We start from the raw sequence: 26,247 nt of genomic DNA, 5'->3' as shown, positions 1-26,247 counted from the left end.
GTATGACATTGAGAAAATCGCTTCTTCTGCTGGTGTGGTTCAGCCTTTTGTTGGGGCAGGCGCGCGCGCAGACCTATGATTTTGTGGTAGCCAAAGACGGCAGCGGCCAGTTCAGAACCGTGCAGGAAGCCATCAACGCCGTACCGGATTTCCGGAAGAACCAGACCAGCATCTACATCAAGAACGGGGTCTACAAAGAGAAAATCACACTGCCGCCCACCAAAACCAACGTGCGCCTGGTGGGCCAGGACGTGAAGAAAACCATTCTCACCTATGATGATTATGCCGCTAAGAAGAACAGGTTTGGCGAGGAGATGGGCACCACCGGCTCTACCAGTTTCTTTGTCTATGGCGATGATTTCACGGCGGAGAACCTCACCTTTGAGAACAGCGCGGGCCCGGTGGGGCAGGCGGTGGCCGTGCGGGTAGACGGTGACAAGGTCATCTTCAGAAACTGTCGGTTCCTGGGCTTTCAGGATACCCTGTACCCACACGGCGAGAAGAGCCGCCAGTACTACCAGAACTGCTACATAGAAGGCACCACCGACTTCATCTTCGGGTGGTCTACGGCGGTGTTTGAGAACTGCGAGATCTTCTGCAAGAAAGGCGGCAACTACATCACGGCGGCCTCCACGTTGGAAGGCGCTCCCTATGGCTTCGTGTTCCTCAACTGCCGCCTCACCGGCGATGCTCCCCAGAATTCTTTCTATCTGGGCCGCCCCTGGAGACCTTTCGCCAAAACGGTTTTCATTAACACTTATCTGGGCAAACACATCAGGCCCGAGGGCTGGCACAACTGGAGCAAGCCCGAGGCCGAGAAAACCACCTTCTACGCCGAGTACAATTCTACCGGTCCGGGAGCCGCTTCTAAGAACCGGGTGCCGTGGTCTAAACAGCTTACCACCCAGGAAGCCCAGCAATACACCCTGAAGAACATCTTCCAGGACTGGGACCCCAAAGCCGAAAAGCAGACCCCTCAGGCGGCGAAATAACCAGCATTTGCGTTTAGCGGCTCTTTTTCCAAAAACAGCCCCTAAACGCAAAAGAAAAGGCAACACATTCCACGTCCTCCTTTGAAGGGGGTAGGGGGATGATGAAAGCGTGAAGAGTAGCAAAAACTGAAGCTACAATGAAAGAACAGTTTGATTCAGCTGTTAGGGATTAGAAATCTGGAAGAGTAGCTAGAACAGATGAACAAGGAAAGACCAGGTAAGACCAACTGAATAGTATGAAAAAACATCTACCGCATCTTATGTCGCTGCTGATGCTGTTGGCGCTGAGTTCACCCATTGCGTCTGCGCAGCAGCTGGCTTTTCCCGGGGCCGAAGGGTTTGGACGTTTCACCACCGGCGGTCGGGGCGGTACTGTCATAGAAGTCACCAACCTGAATGACTCCGGGCCCGGAAGCTTTAGAAGCGCGGTGTTGGCCTCCGGGGCCAGAACCATTGTGTTCAGGGTGAGCGGTACCATCAAACTGCTGTCTCCGCTTTCCATCAAAAACGGCGACCTCACCATTGCCGGCCAGACCGCCCCCGGCGACGGCATCTGCCTGAGTAACCAAACCGTAACCCTTGACGCCGACAACGTGATTATCCGGTACCTGCGGTTCAGGCTAGGCGATGAGGCCAAGGTGGAGAATGATGCCATCTGGGGCCGTAATCACCAGAACATCATTATAGACCACTGCTCCATGAGTTGGTCGGTAGATGAGACGGCCAGCTTTTACCTCAACAGGAACTTCACCATGCAGTGGTGTATTTTGAGCGAGAGCCTGTACAAATCAGTGCATGACAAAGGGAACCACGGCTACGGCGGCATCTGGGGCGGAGACCAGGCCTCGTTCCACCACAACCTGCTGGCGCACCACAGCAGCCGCAACCCGCGGTTCAACGGCGGTGGTCGCTCCGGCATTAATGGCGGTACCTATCCCAAAGAGCATGTAGATTTCCGGAACAACGTGCTCTACAACTGGGCAGACAACAGCGCCTACGGCGGCGAAAACGGGCAATACAATCTTGTGAACAACTACTACAAACCCGGTCCGGCCACGCCCGGCAGCAAAAACAAACGCATTGTGCAGGTGTCTTTTGAGGCAGATCCCGCGTATGGGGCAGGCTATGGCACTTTCTACATCAACGGAAACCACGTGGAGGGCAACGCCGCCGTCACCCAGGACAATTGGGCCGGCGGAGTAGACTACGCCAGTAACCTCCCCATAGAGAAGAGAGCTCAGGTAAAACTCACCGCGCCCATCGCCTACCACATGCAGACCGACCATACCGCCGTGGAAGCCTATGAGGCCGTGCTGGCGCAGGCCGGGGCCAGCCTCAAACGCGATCCGGTAGATACCAGAATCATCCGGGAAGTGCGCACCGGCACGGCCACGTACGGCGGCGCGTTCGGGGAGAAGAAAGGCATTATTGACACGCAGGCGACGGTAGGCGGCTGGCCCGTGCTGGAAAGCCTGCCCGCCCCCGCAGACACTGACCATGACGGCATGCCCGATGCCTGGGAAACCCAGTACGGCCTCAACCCCAACAACCCCGCAGACAGAAACGCAGACGCCAATAACAACGGCTACACCAATCTGGAAGAATACCTGAACGGCCAGTCGCCCACGGCTTTGGTCACATCCGCTAAAGAAGAGGTAGATGTTTTTGCCAGCGGCGCTTACCCCAATCCCTTCTCCCGCAACGTCACGTTCACGTTTACTTCGGCTCAGAAAGCTGTGGTGTCGCTTAAAATTCTGGACTTGGCGGGAAGGGAGATTACCACGGTGCGGCACGCGGCTATGGGGGCGGGGGCGCACAAAGTGGAATGGAACGGCACCGATGCCAGCGGCAGAAAACTAGGCGCCGGACTGTACCTGTACTCCCTCCAGATGGGCAAAGAACGGGTAGTCAAACGGATTGCGCTGGTCCATGAATAGCGTTTAGCGGCTCTTTTTCCAGAAAAAGGCCCAAACCAGAACCAAGATATAAGGAAGGCTTCTCAGGCAACGGCCACGTGCCGCAACTCTGGAGAAGCAGCATGAAAGAACCTGAATGATGCAAATGAGACAGTACACCGTGGCCGGATTCCTTTTCCTGCTGGCCTGCCAGACAGAAAAGGCCGCTGTGCCGCAAGTTGCCCAGACGGTGGCCGAAGCGCCCGCCCCTTCCCGCGTGTGGGTTTCTGACAAAGGCGACGGCACCTACCGCAACCCCGTCCTGGACGCTGATTACTCAGACCCTGATGTCTGCCGCGTGGGCGATGATTACTACATGACCTCGTCCAGTTTCAACGCCATCCCGGGTTTGCAGATCCTGCACTCCAAAGACCTTGTGAACTGGAAACTCATTGGCTACGCCCTGGACCGCTTGCCGCCCTATGATCATTTTGCCAAACCGCAGCACGGCAACGGGGTGTGGGCCCCGGCCATCCGGCACCACAAAGGCGATTTCTATATTTATTGGGGCGACCCAGACTTCGGGATTTACATGGTGAAGACCAGGAACCCCGCCGGGAAGTGGGAGGAGCCGGTGCTGGTGATGCCCGGCAAAGGCCTCATTGATTCCTGCCCGTTCTGGGATGAGGACGGCCAGGCGTACCTGGTGCACGGGTGGGCCGGTAGCCGCGCGGGCATCAAGAGCATTCTCACCGTTAACCGCATGAACCCAGAGGGCACCAAGGTTCTGGACGAGGGCGTGATGGTCTTTGACGGCCATGATGCGCACCCCACCGTGGAAGGCCCCAAGTTCTACAAGCGCAACGGCTATTACTACATCTTCGCGCCAGCGGGCGGGGTGGCCACGGGCTGGCAACTGGTGCTTCGGTCTAAGAACATCTATGGCCCCTATGAGGAGAAGATTGTCATGGACCAGGGAAAAACGCCCATCAACGGTCCGCACCAGGGCGCGTGGGTAGACACCAAAACCGGCGAAGACTGGTTCCTGCACTTCCAGGACAAGGAAGCCTACGGCCGCGTGGTGCACCTGCAACCCATGAAATGGATCAATGACTGGCCCGTGATTGGTGAAGACCCAGACAACGACGGCAAAGGCCAACCGGTACTCACGTACAAGAAGCCTAACGTGGGCAAAGCCTATCCCGTTGCCACGCCCGCTGAGTCTGATGAATTCAACGGGCACGGGTTGGGCCTGCAGTGGCAGTGGCACGCCAACCCCAGAAGCACCTGGGCCTTCGCCTCCAACAAAGGCCACCTGCGCCTTTTCACAGACCAGGTTCCCGAAGGCGCGCAGAACCTCTGGGACGTGCCCAATCTGCTGCTCCAGAAATTCCCGGCCCAGGCTTTTACCGTGACTACTAAGCTTAAATTCACGCCCAATCCCAAGCTCCAGAACGAACGCACCGGGCTGGTCATTATGGGCGCAGACTACGCGCACCTGTCGCTGGTGAGCAGAAAAGACGGGCTGTACCTCACCTACAACACCGCCCAGAAAGCCGACAAAGGCACCCCGGAGAAAGAGCAGGAACTGGGCAAACTCACCGGGAACGAAGTCTATTTCAGGGTAAAAGTAAGCGCCGGCGCCCAATGCCAGTTCAGCTACAGCCAGGATGGGCAGAACTTCAAAGACGCAGGGGCTCCCTTTACCGCCGTGCCTGGCCGCTGGATAGGCGCCAAGGTGGGGCTCTTCGCCACGCGCCAGGACAAAACCAATGACTCCGGCTACGCCGATTATGACTGGTTCAGGATAAGCCCTTAAGCCGGCCGTTTCCGTTTAGGGGCTGTTTTTCGAAAAAGAGGCCCTAAACTGAAGCAACACTTTGTGAACTAAGATCGGCTCCCGGCCCCTTGATTTGCTTACCAGAAACTCGGGCAGGGACCGAAAGTAGCCAATACTCGCCGGAGGTGAGTGAGATAAGTAACAAAACAATTCAGACGTTTAGGAGCTGTTTTACCAAAAAGAGCCCCTAAACGCAGTAACCCAAAGAGGGAATAAAAGAGCGTATGAATATGAAGAATTTGCTTACATCCAGACTAGCTGTGGCGGTAGCCGTGGCGGGCGTGTTTCAGATTTCCTGCCAGCGTCAGCCAGCCCATGTGATGACGGCGGCGGCTCCGGCTCCGACGGCCACTGCAACCTCCGGGAACGGCCAGGGCATCACTTCTATAGATGAAGTGTACAAAGGTGTGGAGTTCAACATGCCCCGGGTGCAGGAAACCAGCTTCCCCAATTATCGCGTGAGCATTACCCAGTACGGGGCCGTGGCAGACGGCATCACCAAAAATACCCAAGCCTTTGAGCAGGCCATCAATGACGTTTCCGCCAAGGGCGGCGGAACGGTGGTCATCCCCCGCGGACTCTGGCTCACGGGCCCCATCGTGCTCAAAAGCAACATCAACCTGCACGCCGAGGCCGGGGCCATGGTCATCTTCAGCCGTGATTTCAACGACTATCCGGTGGTGGAAACCAGCTTTGAGGGCCTGAACACGTTCCGCTGCCAGTCGCCTATCTCGGGCAGAAACCTGGAGAACATCGCCATCACGGGCTCAGGTACGTTTGACGGCAACGGTGATGCCTGGCGCCCCGTGAAAAAAAGCAAGATGACCGCCGCCCAGTGGAAAGAACTGACCAAAACCGGCGTGCTCAACGCCAAAGGCGATATGTGGTACCCCACTGAAAATGCCCTGAAAGGCGATACCCAGGGCAGCAACTTCAACGTGCCCGACCTGAAAACCCGCGCCGAGTTTGAGGCCGTGAAAGACTACCTGCGCCCCGTGCTGTTGAGCCTCATAAACTGCAAACGAGTACTGCTGGACGGACCTACATTCCAGAACTCGCCCGCCTGGAACCTGCACCCGCTCATGTGCCAGGACATCATCCTGCGCAACCTCAACGTGCGCAACCCCTGGTACAGCCAGAATGGCGACGGCCTGGATCTGGAGTCCTGCAAGAACGCGCTGGTCTATAACAACACCTTTGACGTGGGCGACGATGCCATCTGCTTCAAGTCTGGGAAAGACAAAGACGGCCGTGAGCGGGGTGTACCTACTGAGAACGTGATTGTGAAGAACAACGTGGTGTACCACGGCCACGGCGGTTTTGTGGTGGGCAGCGAGATGAGCAGCGGCGTGCGCAACGTGCACGTATCTGACTGCACCTTCATGGGCACCGACATTGGCCTGCGGTTCAAGAGCACCCGGGGCCGCGGCGGCGTGGTGGAAAACATCTGGATCTCCAACATTGACATGATCAACATCCCCACGCAGGCCATCAGCTTTAACCTGTTCTACGGCGGAAATTCTCCTGTGCTGGAGGAAGACCAGAAAGCCAGCGATGAGGCCCGCGTGGAGAAACTGGTGCCCGTGACGGAGGAAACGCCGTCGTTCAGAAACATCTGGATGCGCAACATCACCGTTTCGGGTGCCGATGAGGCCGTGGCCCTGCAAGGCCTGCCTGAGATGAATCTCCAGAACGTGACCATTGAGAACGCCTACCTTAAAGCCAGGAAAGGAATCTCGGCGGTAGACGCCTCGGGTATCACGCTCAAGAACGTGAAAGTCTTAGCCGAGAAAGGCCCCGCCCTCACCATCTACAACAGCAAAAACGTGAACGTGCAGGGGCTAACCTACAAAGACACCCAGGAGCCGGTGGTGAAAGTGCTGGGCCCGCTCACGCAGAATGTGAAACTGGCGAACAAAGACTTCAAGAATACGCAGACGCAAATTTCCAAAGGCAAAGACCTGGGCAAAACCGCCGTCAGCGTTCAGTAGAATAGGAATAGAGTGGCCCTGCGGCCGATCTGATACTGCTTGAGAAGATATATGCAAGATGAAGAAGCAATTCCTTTATTCCTTCCTGCTCCTGGCGGCGCTTGTGGCGCTGGCCTTCGTGCCGTTCAAGAAGAAAGTGGTGCGGGTTTACCTCATTGGCGACTCTACCGTGGCCGACTATTCTGACTATGACGGCGAAGACTACCTGAACAAACGCTACCCAATCATGGGCTGGGGGCAGGTGTTCAGGCCGTTTCTAACCAAAGACAGCCTGTCTAAAGTCAAGCATCTCATCAAGGGAGACAGCGTGGTGCTCCTGGACAAAGCCCGGGGCGGCCGCAGCACCCGCACTTTTTTTGAGGAAGGCCGGTGGGCGGCGGTGTACCAGGATCTAAAGAAGGATGATGTGGTCATGATCCAGTTCGGGCACAATGATGCCGCCGTAGACAAGCCGGAACGCTACGTCAACATCCAGGGCTACAAAGAGTTTCTGCGGCTGTACGTGACCCAAACCCGCCAGAAAGGCGCTGTTCCGGTGCTGCTCACGCCCGTGACCCGCAACTACCCCTGGAAAGACGGTAGATTGGGCAACGTGCATGGCAACTATCCGCAGGCGGTGAAAGACGTGGCCAAAGAACTGAACGTGCTGTTGATAGACCTGGAGCAACTGTCGATTGAGTCTTTTTCGGCCAAAGGCCAGGAGTTTGTGACCAATACGTATTTCATGAACCTTCCGGCGGGCCAGTACAAGAACTATCCCCAAGGGCAGAAAGACAATACCCATTTCCAGCCCGAAGGCGCGAAAGAAGTAGCCCGCTTGGTGTTTGAAGGCATGAAAGCCTTGCCCCAGAAAATGTAGAGGTTTGCGTTTAGGGGCTCTTTTTGGAAAAACAGCCCTTAAACGCAAATTTTAGTTTCCGGCCGTTGCCGAAGTACGGAACCGGAAAAAGGCAGCAAAAGCGAATCTTGATGCGAGTACACCCAATGAGATTGAAAAAGACTTTCTGCGCATGGTTGATGGCGGTGGGTTTGGCCCCGGCGGCGTTTGCCCAGTCCTCGCCGCAGGCACTCACCTGGAAAGCCCAGACCACGTTCAACGCCTACCTGCTGCGCGACCTGCACGCCGCGTATGACCAGCGCCGGGAGCGGCTGCAAAAAGCCCTGGCCTCGCCCCAGGCCCTCAAAGAATACCAGGCTCAGGCGAAACGGCAGTACCTTTCTGTTTTGGGGCAGTTTCCGGAAAAAGGGCCGCTAAACGCCAAAACCACCCGGCAGCTAAACCAGAAAGGGTACCGCATAGAGAACGTTATTTACCAGAGCCGGCCCAACCACCACGCCACGGCCAACCTGTATGTACCGCAGGGCAAAGGCCCGTTTCCGGCGGTGGTGCTCCTGAACGGCCACGAGATGACTTCCAAAGCCACGGAGTCTTACCAGAAAACGGCCCGCCTGTTCGCGCTCAACGGGTTTGTGGTGCTGTCCATTGATCCCTTTTCGCAGGGCGAGCGCGTGCAGCTAACCGATAAAACCGGCAAATCCCTGACCAGAGGCTCCACCACGGAACACACCTTACTCAACGCCGGCGCCAACTTGGTGGGCAGCAGCGTGGCGGCTTACATGCTCTGGGACAACCTGCGCGGGATAGATTATCTGGAGACAAGGCCCGAGGTAGACCGAAACCGCATCGGGGCCATTGGGAATTCCGGAGGCGGCACCCAGACCGCTTACCTCATGGCTTATGACATCCGCATCAAGGTGGCCGCGCCCTGCAGTTATTTCACCCTGCGCGAGCGCTCCTTGGAGTTGGGCGGCATTCCGGACGGCTGCCAGTTCATTCCCGGCGAGGAGCAGCTGGAGTTCGCAGATTTTCTCCTGATGTCGGGCCCCAAGCCTCTGCTGCTGCTGGCCGGTGAGCATGATTTCGTGGATTACCGGGGCGTGCAGGAAGGATATCAGGAACTTCAGAAAGTATACGCCACGCTGGGCCAGCCCCAGCAACTGAAACTCTTCACCTGGCCCGACGGGCACGGCATTTCCCGGCCTAAGCGTGAGGTAGCCGTGGCCTGGTTCCGGAAATGGCTGTACCAGGACGAGAAACCCGTGCAGGAAGGCGAAATAGGGACCTTGCCCGAGAAAGACCTGCTGGCCACCACCACTGGGCAGGCCAACACCGCCTTTGCCCCGGAAACCACCATTCCAGACGTAACTTACCGGCAGTTCAAGGCACTGGCCCCGCAACGGCAGGCTTTTCTGGCGGAACAGAACACGGCGGCCCTGCAAGCCAAAGTGCGGGAGGTCATCGGCTGGAGGCCGAACACTTCGCCGGTTTCCTCTGAGCTGAGCGGCGAAAGCCAGGGCAAAAACTATCGGCTGGAGAAACGGATTCTGCTGCGCCAGGGCGAACTGCCCCTCCCGGTGCTGATTTACAGGCCTCTAACCGGGAAGCCGCACAAACTGGTGATCAGGCTGGAGGAGAAAGGGAAAGCCGCGGCCGCCAAGAACGACAGCCTGATTCAAGGGGAAATGGCCGCCGGAAACGTGTTAGTGTTGCCCGATCTGAGGGGCGTAGGGGAAACCCAGGATGATCCCAAACTCAACGACCCCAAATACTGGACCCACGAGTACCGGAACGCCGTGCTGAGCCTGCACCTGAAACGCCCTTTGCTGGGGCAGCGGGTGCAGGACCTCGTTACGCTCTTGGATTTCCTGCACGCGCAGCCCCACTGGAAGAACCTGCCCGTGCATGTGTGGGCCAACGGCCTCTACGGACCCGTGCTCACCCATGCGGCCTTTCTGGACGAGAGAATCACGCAGGCGCAGGTGGCAGAGTCCATTTCCTCTTTTGAGACTTATCTCGTAAAACCCATTCAGCAGAACATGTACTCCAACGTGGTGCCGGGCCTGCTGCAATTTTATGATTTACCAGATCTGGTGAACCGAAGCAACGCCAGAATCAAGAACCTTACGCTATGAAATTAGAACACTTCGCCCTCAACGTGGAAGACCCGCTGGCCATGGCTGATTGGTATATCACCCACCTGGGCCTGCGTCTGGTGCGGCAGATGAAAGACGCCCCGTACACCACTTTCCTCGCCGATGACTCGGGTAGAATCATGGTGGAAATCTACCTGAACCCCGCAGACCAGGTGCCGCCTTACCGCACCATGGACCCCTTGCTGGTGCACCTGGCTTTTGTGTCTGAGAACCCCACCGAGGACCGGGCAAGGCTCTGCGCCGCCGGGGCCACCCTGGTGTCTGACCAGCACCTGGAAGACGGATCGCACCTGGTCATGCTGCGCGACCCTTGGGGCCTGGCGCTGCAACTCTGCAAGAGAGGCACCCCCATGCTGGCCAGGTTTGAATGGTAATCTTGCTTCCGGTTTAGGGCTTTTTTCGGAAAAAGCGCCTCTAATCAGCATTTGGTCCAGCATCTGCCTTTGGTGAGAGGCCAAACCTGCTTCAGGAAACAAGTCTGGCCGAAACCGGAGCCTGTCACACGTTAATATTCTATTAAGGAGATATGAAATCTAGATTCGCGGTTCTTGCCCTATGTCTATGCTGTCTGGCGCTGTGGTCTTTCCTGCCGAAGGAGCGAAAGCAGCCCATCACAGTGTACCTGGTGGGGGATTCTACCTTATCTGTGAAAGAAACCAGAGCTTACCCAGAGACGGGGTGGGGCATGCCGTTTGTGTATTTCTTTGACTCCACGGTCACGGTAGATAACCGCGCCATGAACGGCCGAAGCACACGAACCTTTCTGGAGGAGAACCGCTGGCAACCGGTGTCCGCCGCGCTCAAAGCCGGAGATTACGTGTTCATCCAGTTCGGGCACAATGACGAGGTGAGCACCAAGAAAAGCTATACCACTGAGGCAGATTATAGGGCCAATCTGGAACGGTTTGTCTCGGAGGCCAGAAAGAAAAAAGCCCAGCCGGTGCTCATCACGCCCGCCGCCCGCCGTAAGTTTGATGCCGCCGGTAAAGTGGAAGAAACCCATGCGGTATATTCTGGCATTGTGCGTTCTGTGGCGCAGCAGCAGCACCAGGTGCCCCTCATTGACCTAGACCGTAAAAGCCAGGCGCTGTTGCAGCAGTACGGCCCAGAGACTTCCAAAAAACTGTTCGTGCACCTGCAACCCGGCGAGCACCCCAACTATCCGCAAGGTAAGGCAGACGATACCCACTTCAACGAGCTGGGCGCCCGTGAAATGGCCCAGCTTGTCTTAGCCGAGGTCAAAGCCTTGAAACTAGGTCTGGCAGACCGCATTGTGAAGCGGCCGGTGAAGTAGCCAAATCTCTGTTTTGCCCCCGTTTTCGGAAAAAGAGCCCCTAAACCGAAACCACTTTACATCACCTGCTCCTATGAAAAGTATCTTTTGGCATTTGGTTTTCCTCTCTTTGGGTCTGGGCACCGTTTCCTGTACGGCCGTAAAGCCGCAGCAATGGGAGATGCATTCGGTTTCTGATATTGGCGGCGCTGCGGCTCAGGTGCTAGGTGCGCCCCAGGTGCTAGGTGCGCCCCAGGTGGTGCAGACGCAGGATGGACAGACGGCGGTGGCGTTTGATGGGGTAAAAGATGGGCTGCTGGTAGCTGCCAACCCCATTGCCGGGGCCGCGGAGTTTTCCATAGAAGTGGTGTTCAAACCCAAAGACGCGTGGCCGGCCAACGCAGAACAGCGGTTCCTGCATATTGAGGACCCTGCCAACCCCAACCGCCGGATTCTGCTGGAGCTGCGCCTCAACAACCGGAAACAGTGGTACGCCGATTTCTTCCTGCGCACCGAAACCGCTTCCCTCACGCTCCTGGACTCCACTAAAACGCACCCGGTGGGCGAGTGGGCCACCATGACGCTCAGCTACCAAAATGGGCAACTGAAGGGCTACGTGAACGGAAAACTGGAAGTGTCCGGTGAAATTGACTATCAGCCTATCGCTGGCACGGCCAAAACCTCCTTGGGCACCAGAATGGACAAACGTTCCTGGTTCAACGGCGAAATAAGGCGGGTAAGATTCTGGCATCGGGCCTTGCAGCCCAAGAAGTACTCAGATTACCTCTAGCCGTTGTTTGCGTTTAGGGGCCGTTTTTGGAAAAACAGCCCCTAAACGCAAAGACAATTAGCTTGTTACAAAGTCATGTATTTCTGCACTTTGTCTACCATTTCGGCAGAGCCGATGACCAGCGGGCAGCGTTCGTGCAGTTGGGCAGGCATTTTCTCCAGGATGCGCGCTACCCCGTCGGTGGCTTTGCCGCCCGCTTGTTCGGCCAGGAAGGCCAGGGGGTTGCACTCATACAGCAGCCGCAGTTTCCCCTCGGGGTTTTTGTCGGTGCCGGGGTAGAAATAGATGCCGCCCTTGAGCAGGTTCCGGTGAAAATCGGCCACCAGCGAACCTATGTAGCGCGAAGAATATTTCTCGGCTTTGCAGAAGGCCAGGTAATTCTGGATGCCCAGCGGGAAAAAGCTCACGTTAGCCTCGTTGCAGGAATAATCATGGCCCGTGGCGGGAATCTTGATGTCTGGGTGCGAGAGGAAGAACTCGCCCAAAGAAGGCTCATAGGTGAAGCCGTTCACGCCTCGGCCGGTGGTGTACACCAGCATGGTGGAGGCGCCGTACAGAATATAGCCGGCGGCCACCTGTTGCGTGCCCTGTTGCAGGCAGTCGGCCAGGGTGCCCTGTTCCTGCTGAGTGGAAACCCGGCGGTACACCGAGAATATGGTGCCCACGGGGATGTTCACATCCAGGTTGGAGGAGCCGTCCAGCGGGTCCATGGCTACAATGTACTTGGCGTGCGCGTTGCCGGTATGGATGATGTCTTCCTCTTCCTCAGAAACAATGGCGCAGACCTCGCCGCCGTTGCGCAGCGCCCTAATGAACCGGATGTTGGCGATCATGTCCATTTTCTGCTGCTGCTCTCCCTGCACATTCTGGAGCCCCACGGCCCCGGTGGTGTTCTGGTCATAGCGGCTTATCTCCCGGCTCACAATCTTGGCGGCTAGGGCAATGTCGCGGAGGAGCTGAGACAGCTCGCCGGTGGCGTAGGGGAAGTCTTCCTGCTTTCTGTGGATGAATCTGTCTAACGTGGTGCCTACAGGCAGGGCAAGTGCATCGTTCATGAGGGTAATAAATGTGGCTACATGCCGGTGTGTTTACAATAACAATGAAAGCCCTGCCGGTTTGCTTCTGGGCCTAAAAGAGCGCCAAAAGCCAAAAGGCAGGGCTTTCATAGCGAGTTGAGAGAGCCAGTTCTGTTTGCTTTACCGGCGGCCCCTCTTTAAAGCTCTAAATTTATAAAGAAACACCCCGTTTCCAAGGAATGAAATCATCTTGCTGCAGGATTTTCTCTTTGGTTTCTATACGGCCGCTGGCAACCTCAATGATGAAATCCAGCACGTCTTCGCCCATTTCCTCAATGGTTTTCTCCCCGGAGATGACCGGCCCGGTATCAATGTCAATGATGTCTGGCATGCGCTGGGCCAGTTTGGTGTTAGACGAGATCTTGATGACCGGCGTAATAGGGTTGCCGGTAGGGGTTCCCAAGCCGGTGGTGAACAACACAATATTGGTGCCCGCGCCTACCAGCGCCGTGGTGCATTCCACGTCGTTACCGGGAGTGCAGAGCAGGTTGAGGCCGGGTTTGGTGACGTAGCCGGGATAATCCAGCACATCTACAATAGGAGAGGTACCGCCTTTCTTGGCCGCCCCGGCCGACTTGATGGCATCTGTGATAAGACCGTCGCGGATGTTGCCCGGGCTGGGGTTCATGTCAAAACCAGAGCCCACCGCCTCAGCGGAGGCCGCATACGCCCGCATCAAGGACGCGAACCGCTCGGCGGCCTCTTCGGTCTCACAGCGGTTCATCAGTTCCTGCTCCACGCCGCACAGCTCGGGGAACTCAGAGAGAACGGTTTTGCCGCCCAAAGCCACCAGAATATCTGAGGTATGCCCAATGGAAGGGTTGGCGGAAATACCGGAGAAACCATCTGAGCCGCCGCACTCCAGCCCAATGGAAAGTTTGCTCAAAGGCGCGGGCTGGCGCTTAAGTTTATCGGCTTCAATCAAAGCCAGGAAGGTCTGCCGGATGGCCTTAGACATCATTTCCTCCTCAGTGCCTTCCTTCTGCTGCTCCAGAATGATGAGTGGTTTGGAGAAGTTGGGGTTAAGGGCTCTAAGTTTGTTTTCCAGGATGCTCACCTGCGCGTTCTGGCAGCCCAGGCTGAGCACGGTAGCCCCGGCCACGTTAGGGTGGTGGATGTAGTCGGCGAGGAGGGCGCACAGCAGGTCAGAATCCTGACGGGTACCGCCGCAGCCGCCCTGGTGGGTGAGAAATTTGATGCCGTCTATGTTCTCAAACACGCGCTTTTGCGCCGGCGCCGCCGCCTTCTGCAAGGTGAGCGTCTGAATAGCTTCCGTGTTTCCGGATTGGTACAGGTCTACCATCTGCTGCACATATGATTTGTACACATCGCGTTGGCCGAAGCCCAGCTCATCCAGAAACGCCTGTTTGATAATGTCTACGTTGCGGTTCTCGCAGAACACCATGGGAATCACGAGCCAGAAGTTGGCAGTGCCCACCTGCCCATCGGGGCGATGGTAGCCCATGAACGTGCGGTGCTGCCACTTAGACACATCTGGCGCCTGCCAGCCTATGGTTTTGGTTTTGCCGGTGAACCCGTGTACCTGGTGCTTCACGTTGGCCGTGGTCAGAACGCCGCCCACCGGAATGTCAGAGACGGCGATGCCCACCAGCGAACCGTACATGAGAATCTCTTCCCCGGCGGCAATAGGCTTCTGCGCAAATTTGTGCTTGGCCTGTACATCGTCTACCAGAACAATGGAGGTACCGTCATGGGTTACGGTCTCGCCTTTTTTCAGATCCGTAAGTGCCACCAGCACATTGTCATTCGGATGGATTTTCAATAATCTTTTTAGCATCTCTATCTATACCAAGGGTAGAATGTGCAATCGATTGCGCAATATATCAATAATTGTCAGAAATAGGAAAATTCAAACCAGTTCTTTGTCTCACTATGAAAAACAAAATGAAGTCCCCAATACCGCAAGCCACGGTTTCATTTTCATAAAACAACGAGTAGGAAGCACCCTGGAATGCCGAGCACAGTACTACTCCATTCCCGCTTCCTGAGGTTTTCCGTTTAGGGGCCGTTTTTCCAAAAACAGCCCCTAAACGGAAGAAGGTTCCACCAGGCAAGGCCAAGTGAGAATAGGAAGAGATAAGCGGTTCAGAAACTACCTGCCGGTAATCTGGTCCATGACCCAGGCGGTGCGGGCGGCGGTTTGGCCGGTGCTGGGGCAAGTGCCGGCGCCGCTGAGTTCTTCTATGATGGTCTGGATGAACGGTTGTTGCACGTGGGCAGGGGGCGGGAGCATAAATTCCTGGGTACCCGCCGCGGTGTGCAACCGTACGGGCTCCTGCGCGAAGGACGGAAACGTGATGCGGCCCTGGCTCCCGATGATCTCCGTGCTATCTGTGAACTGGGCCGCGTTGACCGTAAAACACCAGACCCCGGTCCCCAAAACACCGTTCCCAAACCGGAACTGCGCCGTGACCACGTCTTCGGGGGGGTAGAGGCCTGCTTGGTTAGCGGTTTGCCCAGAGGCCGAGGAAATAGGGCCCAACAGGTAATCAAGGTAATCCAGTTGGTGCGAGGCCAAGTCGTGGAAGAGTCCGCCGCCCGCTATATGGGGTTGCACGCGCCAGGGCAAATAGTTGGGGTCCAGGTTCTGCTGCGGCGGATGGTACAGCCGGATATTCACCAACCGGATGTCGCCAATGGCGCCGCTGTCCACCAGTTCCTTCACCTTCAGGAATGAGGGCAGCCGGCGGCGGTAATAGGCCACAAAGAGCGGTACCTGCGCTTTCTCACATGCCTCCACCATCTGCTGGCACTGGGCGAAATTGAGGGCCATGGGTTTCTCCACGTACACCGGTTTTCCGGCGGCGGCCACCGCCAAGGTATAGGCGGCGTGGGAATCTGGCGGGGTGGCAATGTAGACCGCGTCTACCTCGGGGTCCTGAATAAGGTCTTGCGCCTGATCATACCACTTGGGAACGCCGTGCCGCTGGGCGTAGTCCTGGGCTTTCGCGCCGTTGCGCCGCATGACGGCCACCAGTTCTGATCCCGCAATTTTCTGGAAAGCGGGGCCACTCTTGACTTCGGTGACATCGCCGCAGCCAATAATGCCCCAGCGGATGGTTTTTCCTCTCAATTTCTCAAACATGGCCGGTACGTGCGGAGGTATTTAGCCGCTCTCTAAAGTAGGGCAGTTCTGCGGAAGAAGACAATGCCAGAAACGATTTTTATGGGGCGGGAATCAAATTTGCGTTTAGAGGCCGTTTTTCCAAAAATAGCCCCTAAACGCAAATCTGGCTAAGATCCCGTGAGCAGTTGGAGTTCCTGGGCCAAATTAGATCTGGCGGATTGTTCCAGCTGCTGCTTGAAATGATTGGTTTTGAAGATGCTTTCCTGCTCCAGAAAATGCCGAAGCACTTTTTTGCGGCCGCTGTGATACAGAAAATCTGGATAGAAACTGTATTCCTTTCTGATCTGCCCACTGTAGAGAAGGTACCTGTCCCAGGAAGCACCCAAGATGGTGAGGTCAAAATCCAGTAGCAGATTCACGTCTGGGTTCTGGTGGAACTGGTGGCGCTTGGTGGCCAGAATCATCTCCGTGACCAGCGCCCGCTCATAGGCCGGTACGCTCAGTTGCTGGAGACGGTCCTGGGCAAGCAAAGCGCTTTTTTCCTCATTGTCTGAACGGGTGGCTTTGTAAACCGCGTCATGGTAGAAGATGGCCAGGGAGAGGGCAGCACCAGCGCTGATGTCAGCGGCGTGCTGCTCCGCCAGTTGCAGCATGGCCTCCAGGTGCGCCAAGGTGTGGTAGTGCCTGGAGGTGGCGGAGTAAGCTTGCTCCAGTTCGGCCCAAAGCTGCTCCAGGAGGGGCTGGTCATCAGAATAAACCGAAGCGGTGGCCTGCCAGCGGGTACGTAGGTACTGGTTTATTGAGTTTGTTTCCATAGAACATCTAGTCTGTGCGGCTGAGCTTGATCTCCTGCCAATCATGGGTTTTCTGGACTGTCATTTCCTTCGGCACGAAACCAGCTTTGGTCACCACTATGACAGCGCTCTCTGTTTTTACTTCTATCTCAAAAAAACCGTTGGAATTGGTGTTTACCGCAGCGCCTTGTCCTCTTACCTGAACGTTTGCTCCGGAAAGAACAGCATCAGACTCGCTCATCACGTTACCCCTCAACATCCAGGCGCCAGAAATGGCGGTGCCCGAAGGTGTCTCCTTTTTTTGCTCAGTTCGTGGCTTATCTGAATTGGCGAAGTAATGATGATACACCACCTCGGCAATGGCGAAAAGCAGCACCAGCAGAACGGCCGCCGTTTGCCAGATAGGCCATTGGAAACTTCTGCGCTTCCGCTTTTTCTGGGCCAGCAACTGTTTCAGGCGGCCGCGGGTCTCGCGTACGGCAGAGCGCAGGTTGGCGGGCTTTGACAGGGCCAGTCCTTCAGACAGGTCTGAGCACAGCTCACAGGTGGCCAGGTGCTCTGCCACCTGCCGGTGTAGGGGAGCGGGCAGTTCACCGGCCTGGTACTGCCGCAGCACGTCCAATGACGGGTGCTCCTCAGGGTACCAATCCACGGCGTGATTATTCCTGCTCATAGTTCTTGTTCATAAAGATTTTCAGGTTTCTTTTCCCGTTCTGGAGGTGGCTTTTCACTTGCCCCATCTCGTAACCGGTGATTTCAGCTATCTCTTTGTAGCTTTTCTTCTGGAGGTAGAAGAGCTCCACGCAGGCGCGCTGTTCGGGGCTCAGGGAATTCAGAGCCTGATTTAGGTGCTGCAATTCCAGTTCCTGCTCAGAGGCGTCTGTCTGTTCCAGCAGGGCCGCGTGCTCCACGGCCGCCAAAGGCATGTCGTCAATAGATTCGGCGGTGCGTTTCTTCTGGGCCCTCAGGTACATGAGGCAGTGGTTCTTGGCCAGCACGTGCAGCCAACTCTTAAAATTGGTGATCTCATGCTTGTGCAGGGCCGTGATAAGGAGCTCAAAGATCTGCATGGTGGCATCTTTGCTCTCGTCTTCGTTTTTGAGGTACTTGAGGCAGACCAGGTACACCATCTCGGTGTAGCGTTCAAACAATTCCCCCACCAGCGCCAAATCTCCGGTAGCGCGGTACTGCTGGATCAGGTCCAGGTCTTGAAGCGGCTTTGAACGCGAGAACAGCTTTAGAAACATGCGGCGGAGTCTGGTAAGCGGCCATAAAGAAACAGATTATAGCCAATTTGTGAAACGTTTAAGTCTGAGCCCCTCTATTCTTTGTAGACAAGATGCCGCCCCGGGCCAGAATCCATAAAGCTGCCTTGAAATTATTGGGTGCATTTACACTTCGGCCTGCGCCCGGTGCGATGAAATTCCCCATTGCACCTGAATGCGTTTAGGGGCCGTTTTTCGAAAAATAGCCCCTAAACGCATTCATACCAGTGGCTTGCGCGTGGTTGGTCTTGGGTTTGGTTTTGGGGAAGAGGGTGCCAGCAGCGAGGCCGAGGCATAAAATCCCGGGGCAGAAAATAAGTGAACCAGCTTTGAACGGGAGAGAAAAAAGGTCTTCTCCCTTATACCTTCTGTAAAACTACCGTATTAATTCTCTTAGAATCAGGGTAACTATGGTCCGTTGCCCGCTCGTATTGCAGAAGGGTATGAAAAAAGAAGAGATCTATTTCCCAGACTGGCAGCGCCTGCTCATTGGCAACACCCCCTGGGAGTTTATGGCCGAAGTGCTCATCCGCACACTCGTCATCTATCTTGCGTTGCTCCTTGTGCTGCGCCTCATGGGCAAGCGCATGAACGGGCAGCTCACCATTTCAGAACTGGCCGTGATGGTCACGCTGGGCGGTATTGCCTCGGCTCCCATGCAATTGCCCGACAGGGGTATTCTGGTGGGAGTGTTGGTATTGTTCTGCGCCCTCATCTTCCAGCGGGGACTCAACCTGTGGGCCTTCCGCAACCGGAAGGTGGAGCTGCTGACCCAGGGAGACATTTCCATGGTGGTGAAGGAAGGCGTGCTGCGGATTGAGGAGATGGAAAACGCCCGGCTTTCCAAAGACCAGGTGTTTGCGGCCCTGAGGACCCACAACATCAAACACTTGGGTGAGGTGAAACGCCTGTACATGGAAGCCTACGGCCTGTTCAGTATTGTGAAAGCCAAGCACCCCAAGCCCGGCCTGCCCATCTATCCGGCCAAAGACAAATCCCTGATGCAGTCCCTGTCCCGCGACAAGGAGCACCAGGCCTGCACCCGCTGCGGCTACATTGCCCAGGCCACGCAGCAGCAAGGTAAACCCTGCCCCAACTGCTCCTGCTACGAGTGGATTCCCGCCACCAACTAACCAATTACCATGAAACCAGAAGATATACAGATCACCGATTGGCTGCGCATTGTGCTGGGCGAAGTGCCCTGGAGTTTCCTGCTGGAAGTAGTCATCCGGATTGCCTTCATCTATTTTGTGCTCATGCTCTCCATGCGGGTCATGGGCAAGCGCATGGCCTCTATGCTCAGCAGAACCGAGATGGCCGCTCTGGTGTCTTTGGCGGCGGCCAACGGGGTGGCACTCATGGACCCTTCCAGAGGTTTGCTGCCCATAGCCATTATTGCGGTGGTGGTGGTGGGCATAGAACGCCTTATTGCCTGGCGAAGCACCCAGGACGCTAGTTTTGAACATACCGTTATGGATGACCTTGACATCTTGGTGAAAGATGGCTTGCTGCAGCTGCCGGTGATGGAACACGCCCGTATTACCCGCGACCGGCTGTTCGCGCAGTTTCGGCATGAAGACATCTACAACCTGGGCAAGGTGCAGCGCACGTACATGGAAGCCAACGGAGCCTTCACCATCATCCAGTTCCCAGACGAGAAGGTGGGGCTGTCGCTGGTGCCGGACCTTGACCCAGACCTGGTGGAAGAGCAGCCCAAAGCCGAAGGAGTCTTTGCCTGCTGCCACTGCGGCAATTTGGTGGAGAGCAGCACTTCGCCCACCGCTGACTGCAACCAGTGCGGAAGCCGGGAATGGAAGCCCGCCGTAGTCTGTTAGCCGCAGTAGCGAAAAAAGCCCTCCGCTAGGCAAAGCAAAACAAAACCCTGTTGCGTTTAGGGACTGTTTTTCCAAAAACAGCCCCTAAACGCAACAGGGTTTTAGTGGGGAGCGAGTAAAAAATACTAATCTTTCCAGCGCCACTCACCGGCTATCTTGAGCGGCTCTTTGAGGTTGTTCTGGAGCAGGAAGGCTTTGGTTTCAGCGTCTGAGAGGCGTTTGGAGGGCAGGGTGGCGGCATCGGCGAGGCCGTACAGAAGCATGCTGCTGAACCGTACCGTGTTTTTCATGCCTTGTTCGTCTACCAGAGTGAAGGAGTCACAGTCGGCGTGGTAGCAGTCACCGGCGCCCGCAGGCAGTTTCCCCCCCGACGAGCCCCCGGTTGGGATGCCGTGCAACATGAACGGCTGGTGGTCTGAGTGCAGCCCCGCCCGGGCACTGAAGCTGTTCTTGAACGTGGTGTCTATCTGCGCCGCAATAGCGCCTATGGACTGGAACAACCCTTTGCAGGCTTCCTGGCTGGCGGTATAGCCTTTGGGGTCATTGGTCATGTCATAGTTGAGCATGAACGCCACCTGGTCCAGAGATTTATTTTTGATGGCCTGCTCCAGGTACGCCTCAGAACCCAGCAAACCCTCTTCCTCACCCATGAACATGACAAACTCAATGGTGCGTTTGGGGCGCAGTTTCAGGGTCTGGAACGTGCGGGCCATGTCTAGCACGGAGAAAGAACCAATGCCGTTGTCAATGGCGCCGGTGGCCAGGTCCCAGCTGTCCAGGTGGCCGCCAATCACGATTTTCTCCTTGGGCAGCTCAGCACCTTTGAGCGTGGCAATTACGTTGCGGGCCTTGATCTTGCCGGAGAAATTGGTCATGTCAATCTTAGCCGTGAGCGGAGCCGTTTTGAGTTGCTCTTTCAGCCTGAAACCGTCTTCGCGGCCCACGCACACCGCCGGAATGGGAATCAATTTTCCGGTCACGGAGGCCGTGCCGGTCAATAACGTTCCGCCCGCCACCGTGTTGATGATGATGATGCCTTTGGCGCCGTACTTAAGGGCCAGGGCCGTTTTCTCAGAGCGGTGCAGGCTGCGGGTGCCTTGCGGCGAGCCTGGCAATACCCCCAGATACACCAGCGCGACCTTGCCTTTCACAGCATTAGGTTTGGCCGCGTAATCTGCCTCCAGTCCGTTGCCCATGTCTACCAGTTGGCCCGTGAGGCTGGCCTTTACCGGCGAATGCGCGAGCGAAACAGACTTGATGTTTGTAAGCTGGCGGGCGTCTGGACCCACCTGTAGGGTTAAGGTGCCGCGGCTCCAGCTTTCCACTTCAAAGGGCTGGTATTGTACATCAGAGAAGCCATAAGATTTGAACAGGTTGTAGGCAAACTCTTCTGCTTTCTTCCCGTTCTCGGAGCCCGTCATGCGGTGGCCAATGGTTTCGGAGGCGGTTTTGAGAGAGCTGTACGCCTTGGAATTGGTTTGTACCTCGGTGTTAATCTTCTGGAAAATCTCAGGCCAGGCCTTGTTTTCCTGTGCCTTCGCCGGCAGAGAAAGCGCGGCCGCCAACACGCCTAGCGTAAAATATTTTTTCATGGACTATTTTTGTGAAACGCTTTGAGCCGATAAGATACTGATTGAAGCGGAGAAGGCCATACATCTGATCTAGCATGTGTCCATGAAGCTCTGGGGCATTATTTCCGTTTAGGAGCCTTTTTTGGAAAAACGGCCGCTAAACGGAAATAATGTTAATTTCTTTGGGGCAAAAAGGCTTTCAGGAAAAATATTTCTTAAAAATTGAATCTATACGGTAAAGGCATTGTCCTTAATCTATATTCAACAGCCACAGCTGAAAAAGGCCTAACGCTGTTTTTTCATTTCTGTATGAGGTTTCTTCTGATACTATTGCTCCTGCTTCCGGGGCACCTGTTTGCGCAACAGAACCGGGTGGAGGAGTTAGAGCGGCAACTCGCCAGCGCCTCAAGTGACACCGCCAGGGTGAACATTGGGTGCGCCCTCAGTCGCGAGTACATGCTCTATGATGTTTTGAAGGCGATGGAGCAGGGCCGTTCTTCCCAAGCGCTGGCCAAAAAAGCTAAGTATCCTAAAGGGGAAGCCGAAGCCATTGGGCTGATTGGGCACGGGCACCTGGTGCTGGGCGAGTATGACAAAGCCTTCCCGTTCTTCTACACCTCCCTCAAAATTGGCCAGCAACTCAAAGACACCGCCTTGCTGGTGACTACCTACAACAATTTGGGCATTCTGAGTTTCAGGACTAAAGACGAGAAGCGGGCCCTACAGCATTATGGTACTGCGCAAGCTCTTGCCCTTAAAACAAACAACCAGAACGGCTTAGGCAGAGTCTACAACAACCTGGGCAACATCTATGAGACCAGGAAAGACTACGCAACGGCATTAAACTATTACCAAAAGGCCGCGGAAATCCATAGGAAGACGGGCAACCGGAAAAGCTACGGCGTTGGGTTGGCCAACATAGGCAACGCCTATAATTTCATGGGAAAACCGGCCCAAGGCTTGCCTTACCTACAGGAAGCGCTCCAGATAGACGAGGAGCTAGGCAACAACATGAACAAGACTGTGACGCTGGGCGGTATTGCCAACATTTACCAAAACCTGAACCAGCCGCAGAAGGCCTTGCGCTATGCGCAGCAAAGCTACGAGGTGGCGGTGGGTACGGTGTCCAGCAAGAAAATTATGGCTGCGGCCCAACGCCTGGCCGATCTCTACGCCTCAGTGAAAGACTTTGAGAATGCGTACAAGTACCAGGCTGTTTTCGGGCAGGAAGACCTCAAGCTGAACATGGAACAGCAAAATCAAAAAGCCGCCGAAATTGCTTCCAAATACGAGAATAGCCAGCAGGAATTGGAGAACATCAAGCTCAAAGCCCAGCAACGCATCCAGGCGCTGGACATAGCGCAGCAGCAAAAGACCATGTGGTTTGAAGGCGCTATCCTGCTCTTGCTGTTGCTGCTGGCCATAGGTCTGTACATTAGTAAACAAAACTTTAAGAAAATCTCACAACAGCTACAGGAAGCTACTTCCATGTTGTTGCTGAAGAACGAGGAAATAACGGCGCAGAAAGAGGAAATCTCTACGCAGGCGGCCATTCTGGAAAGCAATAATGCGCAGTTAGACCGGCACAACAGCTTCAAAAGCAAGATTTTCTCTATTGTTTCGCATGATCTGCGGTCACCGTTCAATACCATTCAGGGCATTCTGCAGCTGGTACAGAACCGTACCCTCACCGAAGGCGAAGTGAAACGCATCTTTGAATCCCTGGGCCGGAACATGGAAGTGGTGGTGAACATGATGAACAACCTGTTGGGCTGGTCAAAGGCCCAGATGCAGGGCTCCAGCCTGGAACTACACCCCGTGAACCTGCATGAAATGGTGCGTGAGAACTTCTCTGTGATGGAGGCACAAGCCAAAGCCAAAGAAGTACGGCTCTTTAACATCGTGAACAAAGACCTGACCGTTCTCACGGATAAGGAGCGTTTGGCTTTTGTGCTGCGGAACCTGGTGGCCAACGCCATCAAATTCAGTTTTGCGGGTGGGGTAGTGACGCTGGAAGCGCAGCTGGAGGAAAACGGGATTTCCTTTGTGGTCACAGATACCGGCAAAGGCATTTCTGAACGCAACCTGGCCAAACTTTTCTCAGACAAGCGCTTTACTACGCCCGGCACTGCCCGCGAGCAAGGCACTGGCCTTGGCCTCATGCTGTGTAAAGAGCTGATGGAGAGCCTGGGTGGCGAGATCAAAGTGGAAAGCGTGGTGAACCAGGGCAGCGTCTTTACCATTTACCTGCCCTGCACGGTGCAGATGGCATCTTCTGAGGTAGTACCGGAGGAGGCTTTGCACCCCGTGGAGGCCTAGTCTATAAACCGAACCGTTACATAGCTGTTGGTGTTCCGGCCCTGGTCATCCAGGCAGGAGATTTTCAGCTTGCCCGCCCGGTCAGGCTGGAAGAAAACGGGTTCATCTCGGGCGGCCGCTTTCACCAGTTTGTCGTTGACGTACCAATACACCTTCTTTACTTCATTGTAGGCATTGCATTGCAGCATGAGCTTCTGCTGGTCGGCTTTCTCCAGCAAATACTCCATTCCGGCCGTGGGCGACGAGATAACAGGCGCGAACTCCTGGAAAATACGGTGGCAGGCAGGGTTGTGGGGCGGCAGGCTTACGTATGGCAGGTGCTGCGTCACAAAATAGGTGAGTATTTCGGGGGAGTGGTTGGGGTACCATTTCTGCTGATAGTCTTCCTCCTCCGGCAGGCAACTGGTGCAGTACGCATATTTCCCGTCTAAAGAAACCGGTACTTGTTTGAGATGGCTGCATCTGGTGCCTGAAGAGATGCCCGGTAAATAGGTGTCTACCACCACATCTTCACAAAACGTATTCACGGGTAAACCACTCTCCAGGCAGACGCTACGGGTGCCAATGCTTTTGGGGGCCGTGTACCACTGGTTCGGGCTGTTATAGTCAATGGTGTTGAAGATGGAGAACAGGAGCGGAGTGGCCGTGTCGGTACCGTTCAGTTCCGGAACCCCTTCGCCCGAGAAATTCCCTACCCAAACCCCCACTGTGTATTTTTGGTTGTAGCCAATGCTCCAGGCGTCTTTTCGGCCGTAAGAGGTGCCGGTTTTCCAGGCTATTTTGGGTAAGTGGGCGCTGTTTAGGGCGTTGTGCGGCAGATCTGGGCGCTGCAGCTGGGTTAAAATCTGGTTCACCATAAAGGCTGCCCCCGGTGAGAGAAGCGCTTTTCTGGCCATTACCGTGTCTTCCTGGAGCCAGCGCACCGGTGCATAAGTCCCCTGCCGGGCGAAGGTGGCGTAAAGGGCGGTGAGTTCCTCCAGTTTCACGCCGCAGCCGCCCAGAATCAGCGAAAGCCCCAGTTGGTCTCCCTCTTTCTTTATCTGCGAGAACTCGGCCTGTTTCAATTTCTGCACAAACGCGTTCACACCCACCCGGTCCAGCAGTTTTACCGCCGGAATGTTGAGCGAAGTAGCCAGTGCCCGTTCAATGGTGATGTTGCCGCTGTAGGTGCCAAAATAATTCTCGGGCCGATAACCGGCGTAGTCAATGGGCACGTCTGAGATCATGGTCTTGGGCGTGATGAGGCCGCGCTCAAAGGCGGTGGCGTACAGAAAAGGCTTCAGGGTGCTGCCCGGCGACCGCACCGCCCGTATGCCGTCTACCTGTCCGCCGTGCATGGCGTCAGAGAAATCGGCGGAGCCGAGGTAGGCTTCCATGGCGTTGGTTTGGTTGTTGATAACCAGCACGGCCGCGTTGTGGATGTTCCGGTACTTGAGCTGTTGCAAGTAGTTATAGGCCAGCTGCTCCACTTTTTCCTGCACCGCCAGGTTGAGCGTGGTCCTGATGGTGGTTTTACCCGGGTACTGCCGATACAGGCGGTACGAGAAATGCGGGGCTACCTTGGGGGCTTCCAGCCGTTCGGCATTGAGCGGCTCCAGCAGGGCATCATCCAACGCCTCCTGAGGAAAAGTCTTTTGCCGGGCGTAGTACTGCAACCATTTGTTCCGGAAGGCTACAATTTTCTCATTCTGCACCCCAATGCGGAGGGAGGAGGGTTTGTTGGGGATCACCGTCAAGGCCACCGCCTGCGCCAGACTCAGTTCTTTGGGCGATTGGTGGAAGTACAGCACCGAAGCCGCTTTCACGCCCTCAATGTTGCCGCCGTAGGGCACCAGGTTCAGGTACAGGTGCAGAATCTCATCTTTGCTGTAGCGCCACTCCAGTTGCAACGCCCTGAACACTTCCGTCAGTTTATGCCAGTACGTGCGCTCCTTGGGGTACAGCAGCCGCGCCACCTGCATGGTGATGGTAGAAGCCCCCGAGGTAGTTTTGCCCTGCGTCAGATTCTTCACCAGCGCCCGACCAATGGCCACCGGATTCACTCCTGGGTGGAAATAAAAGTACCGGTCTTCTTTGAGCAGCACCGCCTTTTTGAGGGTGGGGCTTATCTCACCTTCCTCCAACTGCATCCGCCATTTGTCATCCTGGCTCAGGAACGAGTGCAGAATAGTGCCGTCTGCGGCCGTGATCACCGGGGAGTAAGAAATTTTGATGCGCAGCGGAAACAGGAGGTTCAACAGAATAAAAAGCGCCGCAACTGCCAGTAAACTTCCACCCGCATAGCGCAGCCACGGCCTGCCTTTCTGCGGCAATGGCCAGGAGTCTAAGGTACGTTTGAGCTGGGTAAGCGGCATAGAGAAGGAGAAGCTGTTAATCGTATAGTGACAGAACTTTTGGCTTTGCGTTTAGGGGCTCTTTTTCGAAAAAGAGCCCCTAAACGCAAAATGTCATTTCAGCCCAGTTTATCTTGTCAAGAAGCTTTTAACCGAAGTTCAGACCAAGCTTTTTTCGTCAGTTATTCATG

At 55.7% G+C, this 26,247-nt stretch carries 20 protein-coding genes; 12 read left to right on the top strand and 8 right to left on the bottom strand.

Features of this window, described 5'->3' with window-relative positions; genetic code table 11:
* Positions 1-2: 2 nt before the first annotated feature.
* From EFA69_RS19660 to EFA69_RS19620, 9 genes are all read left to right on the top strand, one after another.
* Positions 3-992: a pectinesterase family protein gene (locus EFA69_RS19660; protein WP_123134749.1), complete on the top strand. Its 990-nt coding sequence runs from the start codon at positions 3-5 to the stop codon at positions 990-992.
* Between the two features lie 236 nt (positions 993-1,228).
* Entirely contained in the window at positions 1,229-2,929 is a 1,701-nt protein-coding gene (locus EFA69_RS19655; protein WP_123134748.1) for a FlgD immunoglobulin-like domain containing protein, read from the top strand.
* Between the two features lie 118 nt (positions 2,930-3,047).
* Entirely contained in the window at positions 3,048-4,706 is a 1,659-nt protein-coding gene (locus EFA69_RS19650; RefSeq protein WP_123134929.1) for a glycoside hydrolase family 43 protein, read from the top strand.
* A 251-nt stretch (positions 4,707-4,957) separates the two neighbouring features.
* Complete coding sequence (locus EFA69_RS19645) at positions 4,958-6,718, top strand: glycoside hydrolase family 28 protein (protein WP_394342833.1); 1,761 nt, start codon at positions 4,958-4,960, stop codon at positions 6,716-6,718.
* 58 nt (positions 6,719-6,776) lie between these two features.
* Positions 6,777-7,577 (top strand): rhamnogalacturonan acetylesterase, encoded by an 801-nt coding sequence (locus tag EFA69_RS19640; RefSeq protein ID WP_123134746.1) that lies wholly within the window; start codon positions 6,777-6,779, stop codon positions 7,575-7,577.
* Between the two features lie 131 nt (positions 7,578-7,708).
* Complete coding sequence (locus EFA69_RS19635; RefSeq protein ID WP_221175774.1) at positions 7,709-9,691, top strand: alpha/beta hydrolase family protein; 1,983 nt, start codon at positions 7,709-7,711, stop codon at positions 9,689-9,691.
* Positions 9,688-10,086 (top strand): VOC family protein, encoded by a 399-nt coding sequence (locus tag EFA69_RS19630; protein ID WP_123134744.1) that lies wholly within the window; start codon positions 9,688-9,690, stop codon positions 10,084-10,086. Before EFA69_RS19635 ends, EFA69_RS19630 begins: the two co-directional genes overlap by 4 nt.
* Before the next feature lie 152 nt (positions 10,087-10,238).
* Entirely contained in the window at positions 10,239-11,006 is a 768-nt protein-coding gene (locus EFA69_RS19625; protein WP_123134743.1) for a rhamnogalacturonan acetylesterase, read from the top strand.
* Positions 11,007-11,079: 73 nt separating this feature from the next.
* Positions 11,080-11,775, top strand: coding sequence for a LamG domain-containing protein (locus EFA69_RS19620; protein ID WP_245964640.1), 696 nt, complete (start codon positions 11,080-11,082; stop codon positions 11,773-11,775).
* Between the two features lie 65 nt (positions 11,776-11,840).
* Here the strand turns inward: EFA69_RS19620 and fbp are convergent, their stop codons facing one another.
* The 6 genes from fbp to EFA69_RS19590 form a co-directional block, all read right to left on the bottom strand.
* Positions 11,841-12,830, bottom strand: a complete 990-nt coding sequence (fbp, locus tag EFA69_RS19615) for a class 1 fructose-bisphosphatase (protein WP_123134742.1) — start codon at positions 12,828-12,830, stop codon at positions 11,841-11,843.
* A 172-nt stretch (positions 12,831-13,002) separates the two neighbouring features.
* Positions 13,003-14,649, bottom strand: coding sequence for a UxaA family hydrolase (locus tag EFA69_RS19610; protein ID WP_123134741.1), 1,647 nt, complete (start codon positions 14,647-14,649; stop codon positions 13,003-13,005).
* A 315-nt stretch (positions 14,650-14,964) separates the two neighbouring features.
* The gene (locus tag EFA69_RS19605) at positions 14,965-15,957 is read right to left on the bottom strand and encodes a Gfo/Idh/MocA family protein (RefSeq protein ID WP_123134740.1); all 993 of its coding nucleotides are present in this window, start codon (positions 15,955-15,957) and stop codon (positions 14,965-14,967) included.
* 149 nt (positions 15,958-16,106) lie between these two features.
* Positions 16,107-16,754, bottom strand: coding sequence for an HD domain-containing protein (locus EFA69_RS19600; RefSeq protein ID WP_123134739.1), 648 nt, complete (start codon positions 16,752-16,754; stop codon positions 16,107-16,109).
* 7 nt (positions 16,755-16,761) lie between these two features.
* Positions 16,762-17,406: a carboxypeptidase-like regulatory domain-containing protein gene (locus EFA69_RS19595; RefSeq protein ID WP_123134738.1), complete on the bottom strand. Its 645-nt coding sequence runs from the start codon at positions 17,404-17,406 to the stop codon at positions 16,762-16,764.
* Positions 17,393-17,980 carry an RNA polymerase sigma factor gene (locus EFA69_RS19590; RefSeq protein WP_123134737.1) on the bottom strand — a complete coding sequence of 196 codons (588 nt, stop codon included), beginning with the start codon at positions 17,978-17,980 and terminating at the stop codon, positions 17,393-17,395. The genes EFA69_RS19595 and EFA69_RS19590 overlap by 14 nt, the downstream gene beginning before the upstream one ends.
* Positions 17,981-18,441: 461 nt before the next feature.
* Between EFA69_RS19590 and EFA69_RS19585 the strand changes: the two genes are divergently transcribed.
* Both EFA69_RS19585 and EFA69_RS19580 read left to right on the top strand, forming a co-directional pair.
* Entirely contained in the window at positions 18,442-19,131 is a 690-nt protein-coding gene (locus EFA69_RS19585; RefSeq protein ID WP_123134736.1) for a DUF421 domain-containing protein, read from the top strand.
* Positions 19,132-19,140: 9 nt separating this feature from the next.
* Complete coding sequence (locus EFA69_RS19580; RefSeq protein WP_123134735.1) at positions 19,141-19,833, top strand: DUF421 domain-containing protein; 693 nt, start codon at positions 19,141-19,143, stop codon at positions 19,831-19,833.
* Positions 19,834-19,958: 125 nt separating this feature from the next.
* On the opposite strand, the gene EFA69_RS19575 is transcribed toward EFA69_RS19580, so the two are convergent.
* On the bottom strand, positions 19,959-21,425 hold the full coding sequence (locus tag EFA69_RS19575) for a M28 family peptidase (protein ID WP_123134734.1): 1,467 nt from the start codon (positions 21,423-21,425) through the stop codon (positions 19,959-19,961).
* 288 nt (positions 21,426-21,713) lie between these two features.
* On the opposite strand from EFA69_RS19575, the gene EFA69_RS19570 reads away from it, so the two are divergent.
* The gene (locus tag EFA69_RS19570) at positions 21,714-23,723 is read left to right on the top strand and encodes a tetratricopeptide repeat-containing sensor histidine kinase (RefSeq protein WP_123134733.1); all 2,010 of its coding nucleotides are present in this window, start codon (positions 21,714-21,716) and stop codon (positions 23,721-23,723) included.
* Here the strand turns inward: EFA69_RS19570 and pbpC are convergent.
* A complete protein-coding gene (gene pbpC / locus EFA69_RS19565) occupies positions 23,720-26,077 on the bottom strand; it encodes a penicillin-binding protein 1C (RefSeq protein ID WP_123134732.1) in 2,358 nt (785 codons plus the stop codon). The two genes, EFA69_RS19570 and pbpC, sit on opposite strands and share 4 nt — an antisense overlap.
* Positions 26,078-26,247 lie beyond the last annotated feature (170 nt).

Source organism: Rufibacter immobilis, assembly GCF_003721565.1.
Taxonomy (GTDB): Bacteria; Bacteroidota; Bacteroidia; order Cytophagales; family Hymenobacteraceae; genus Nibribacter; species Nibribacter immobilis.
This window is presented reverse-complemented; position numbering and strand designations above follow the sequence as displayed.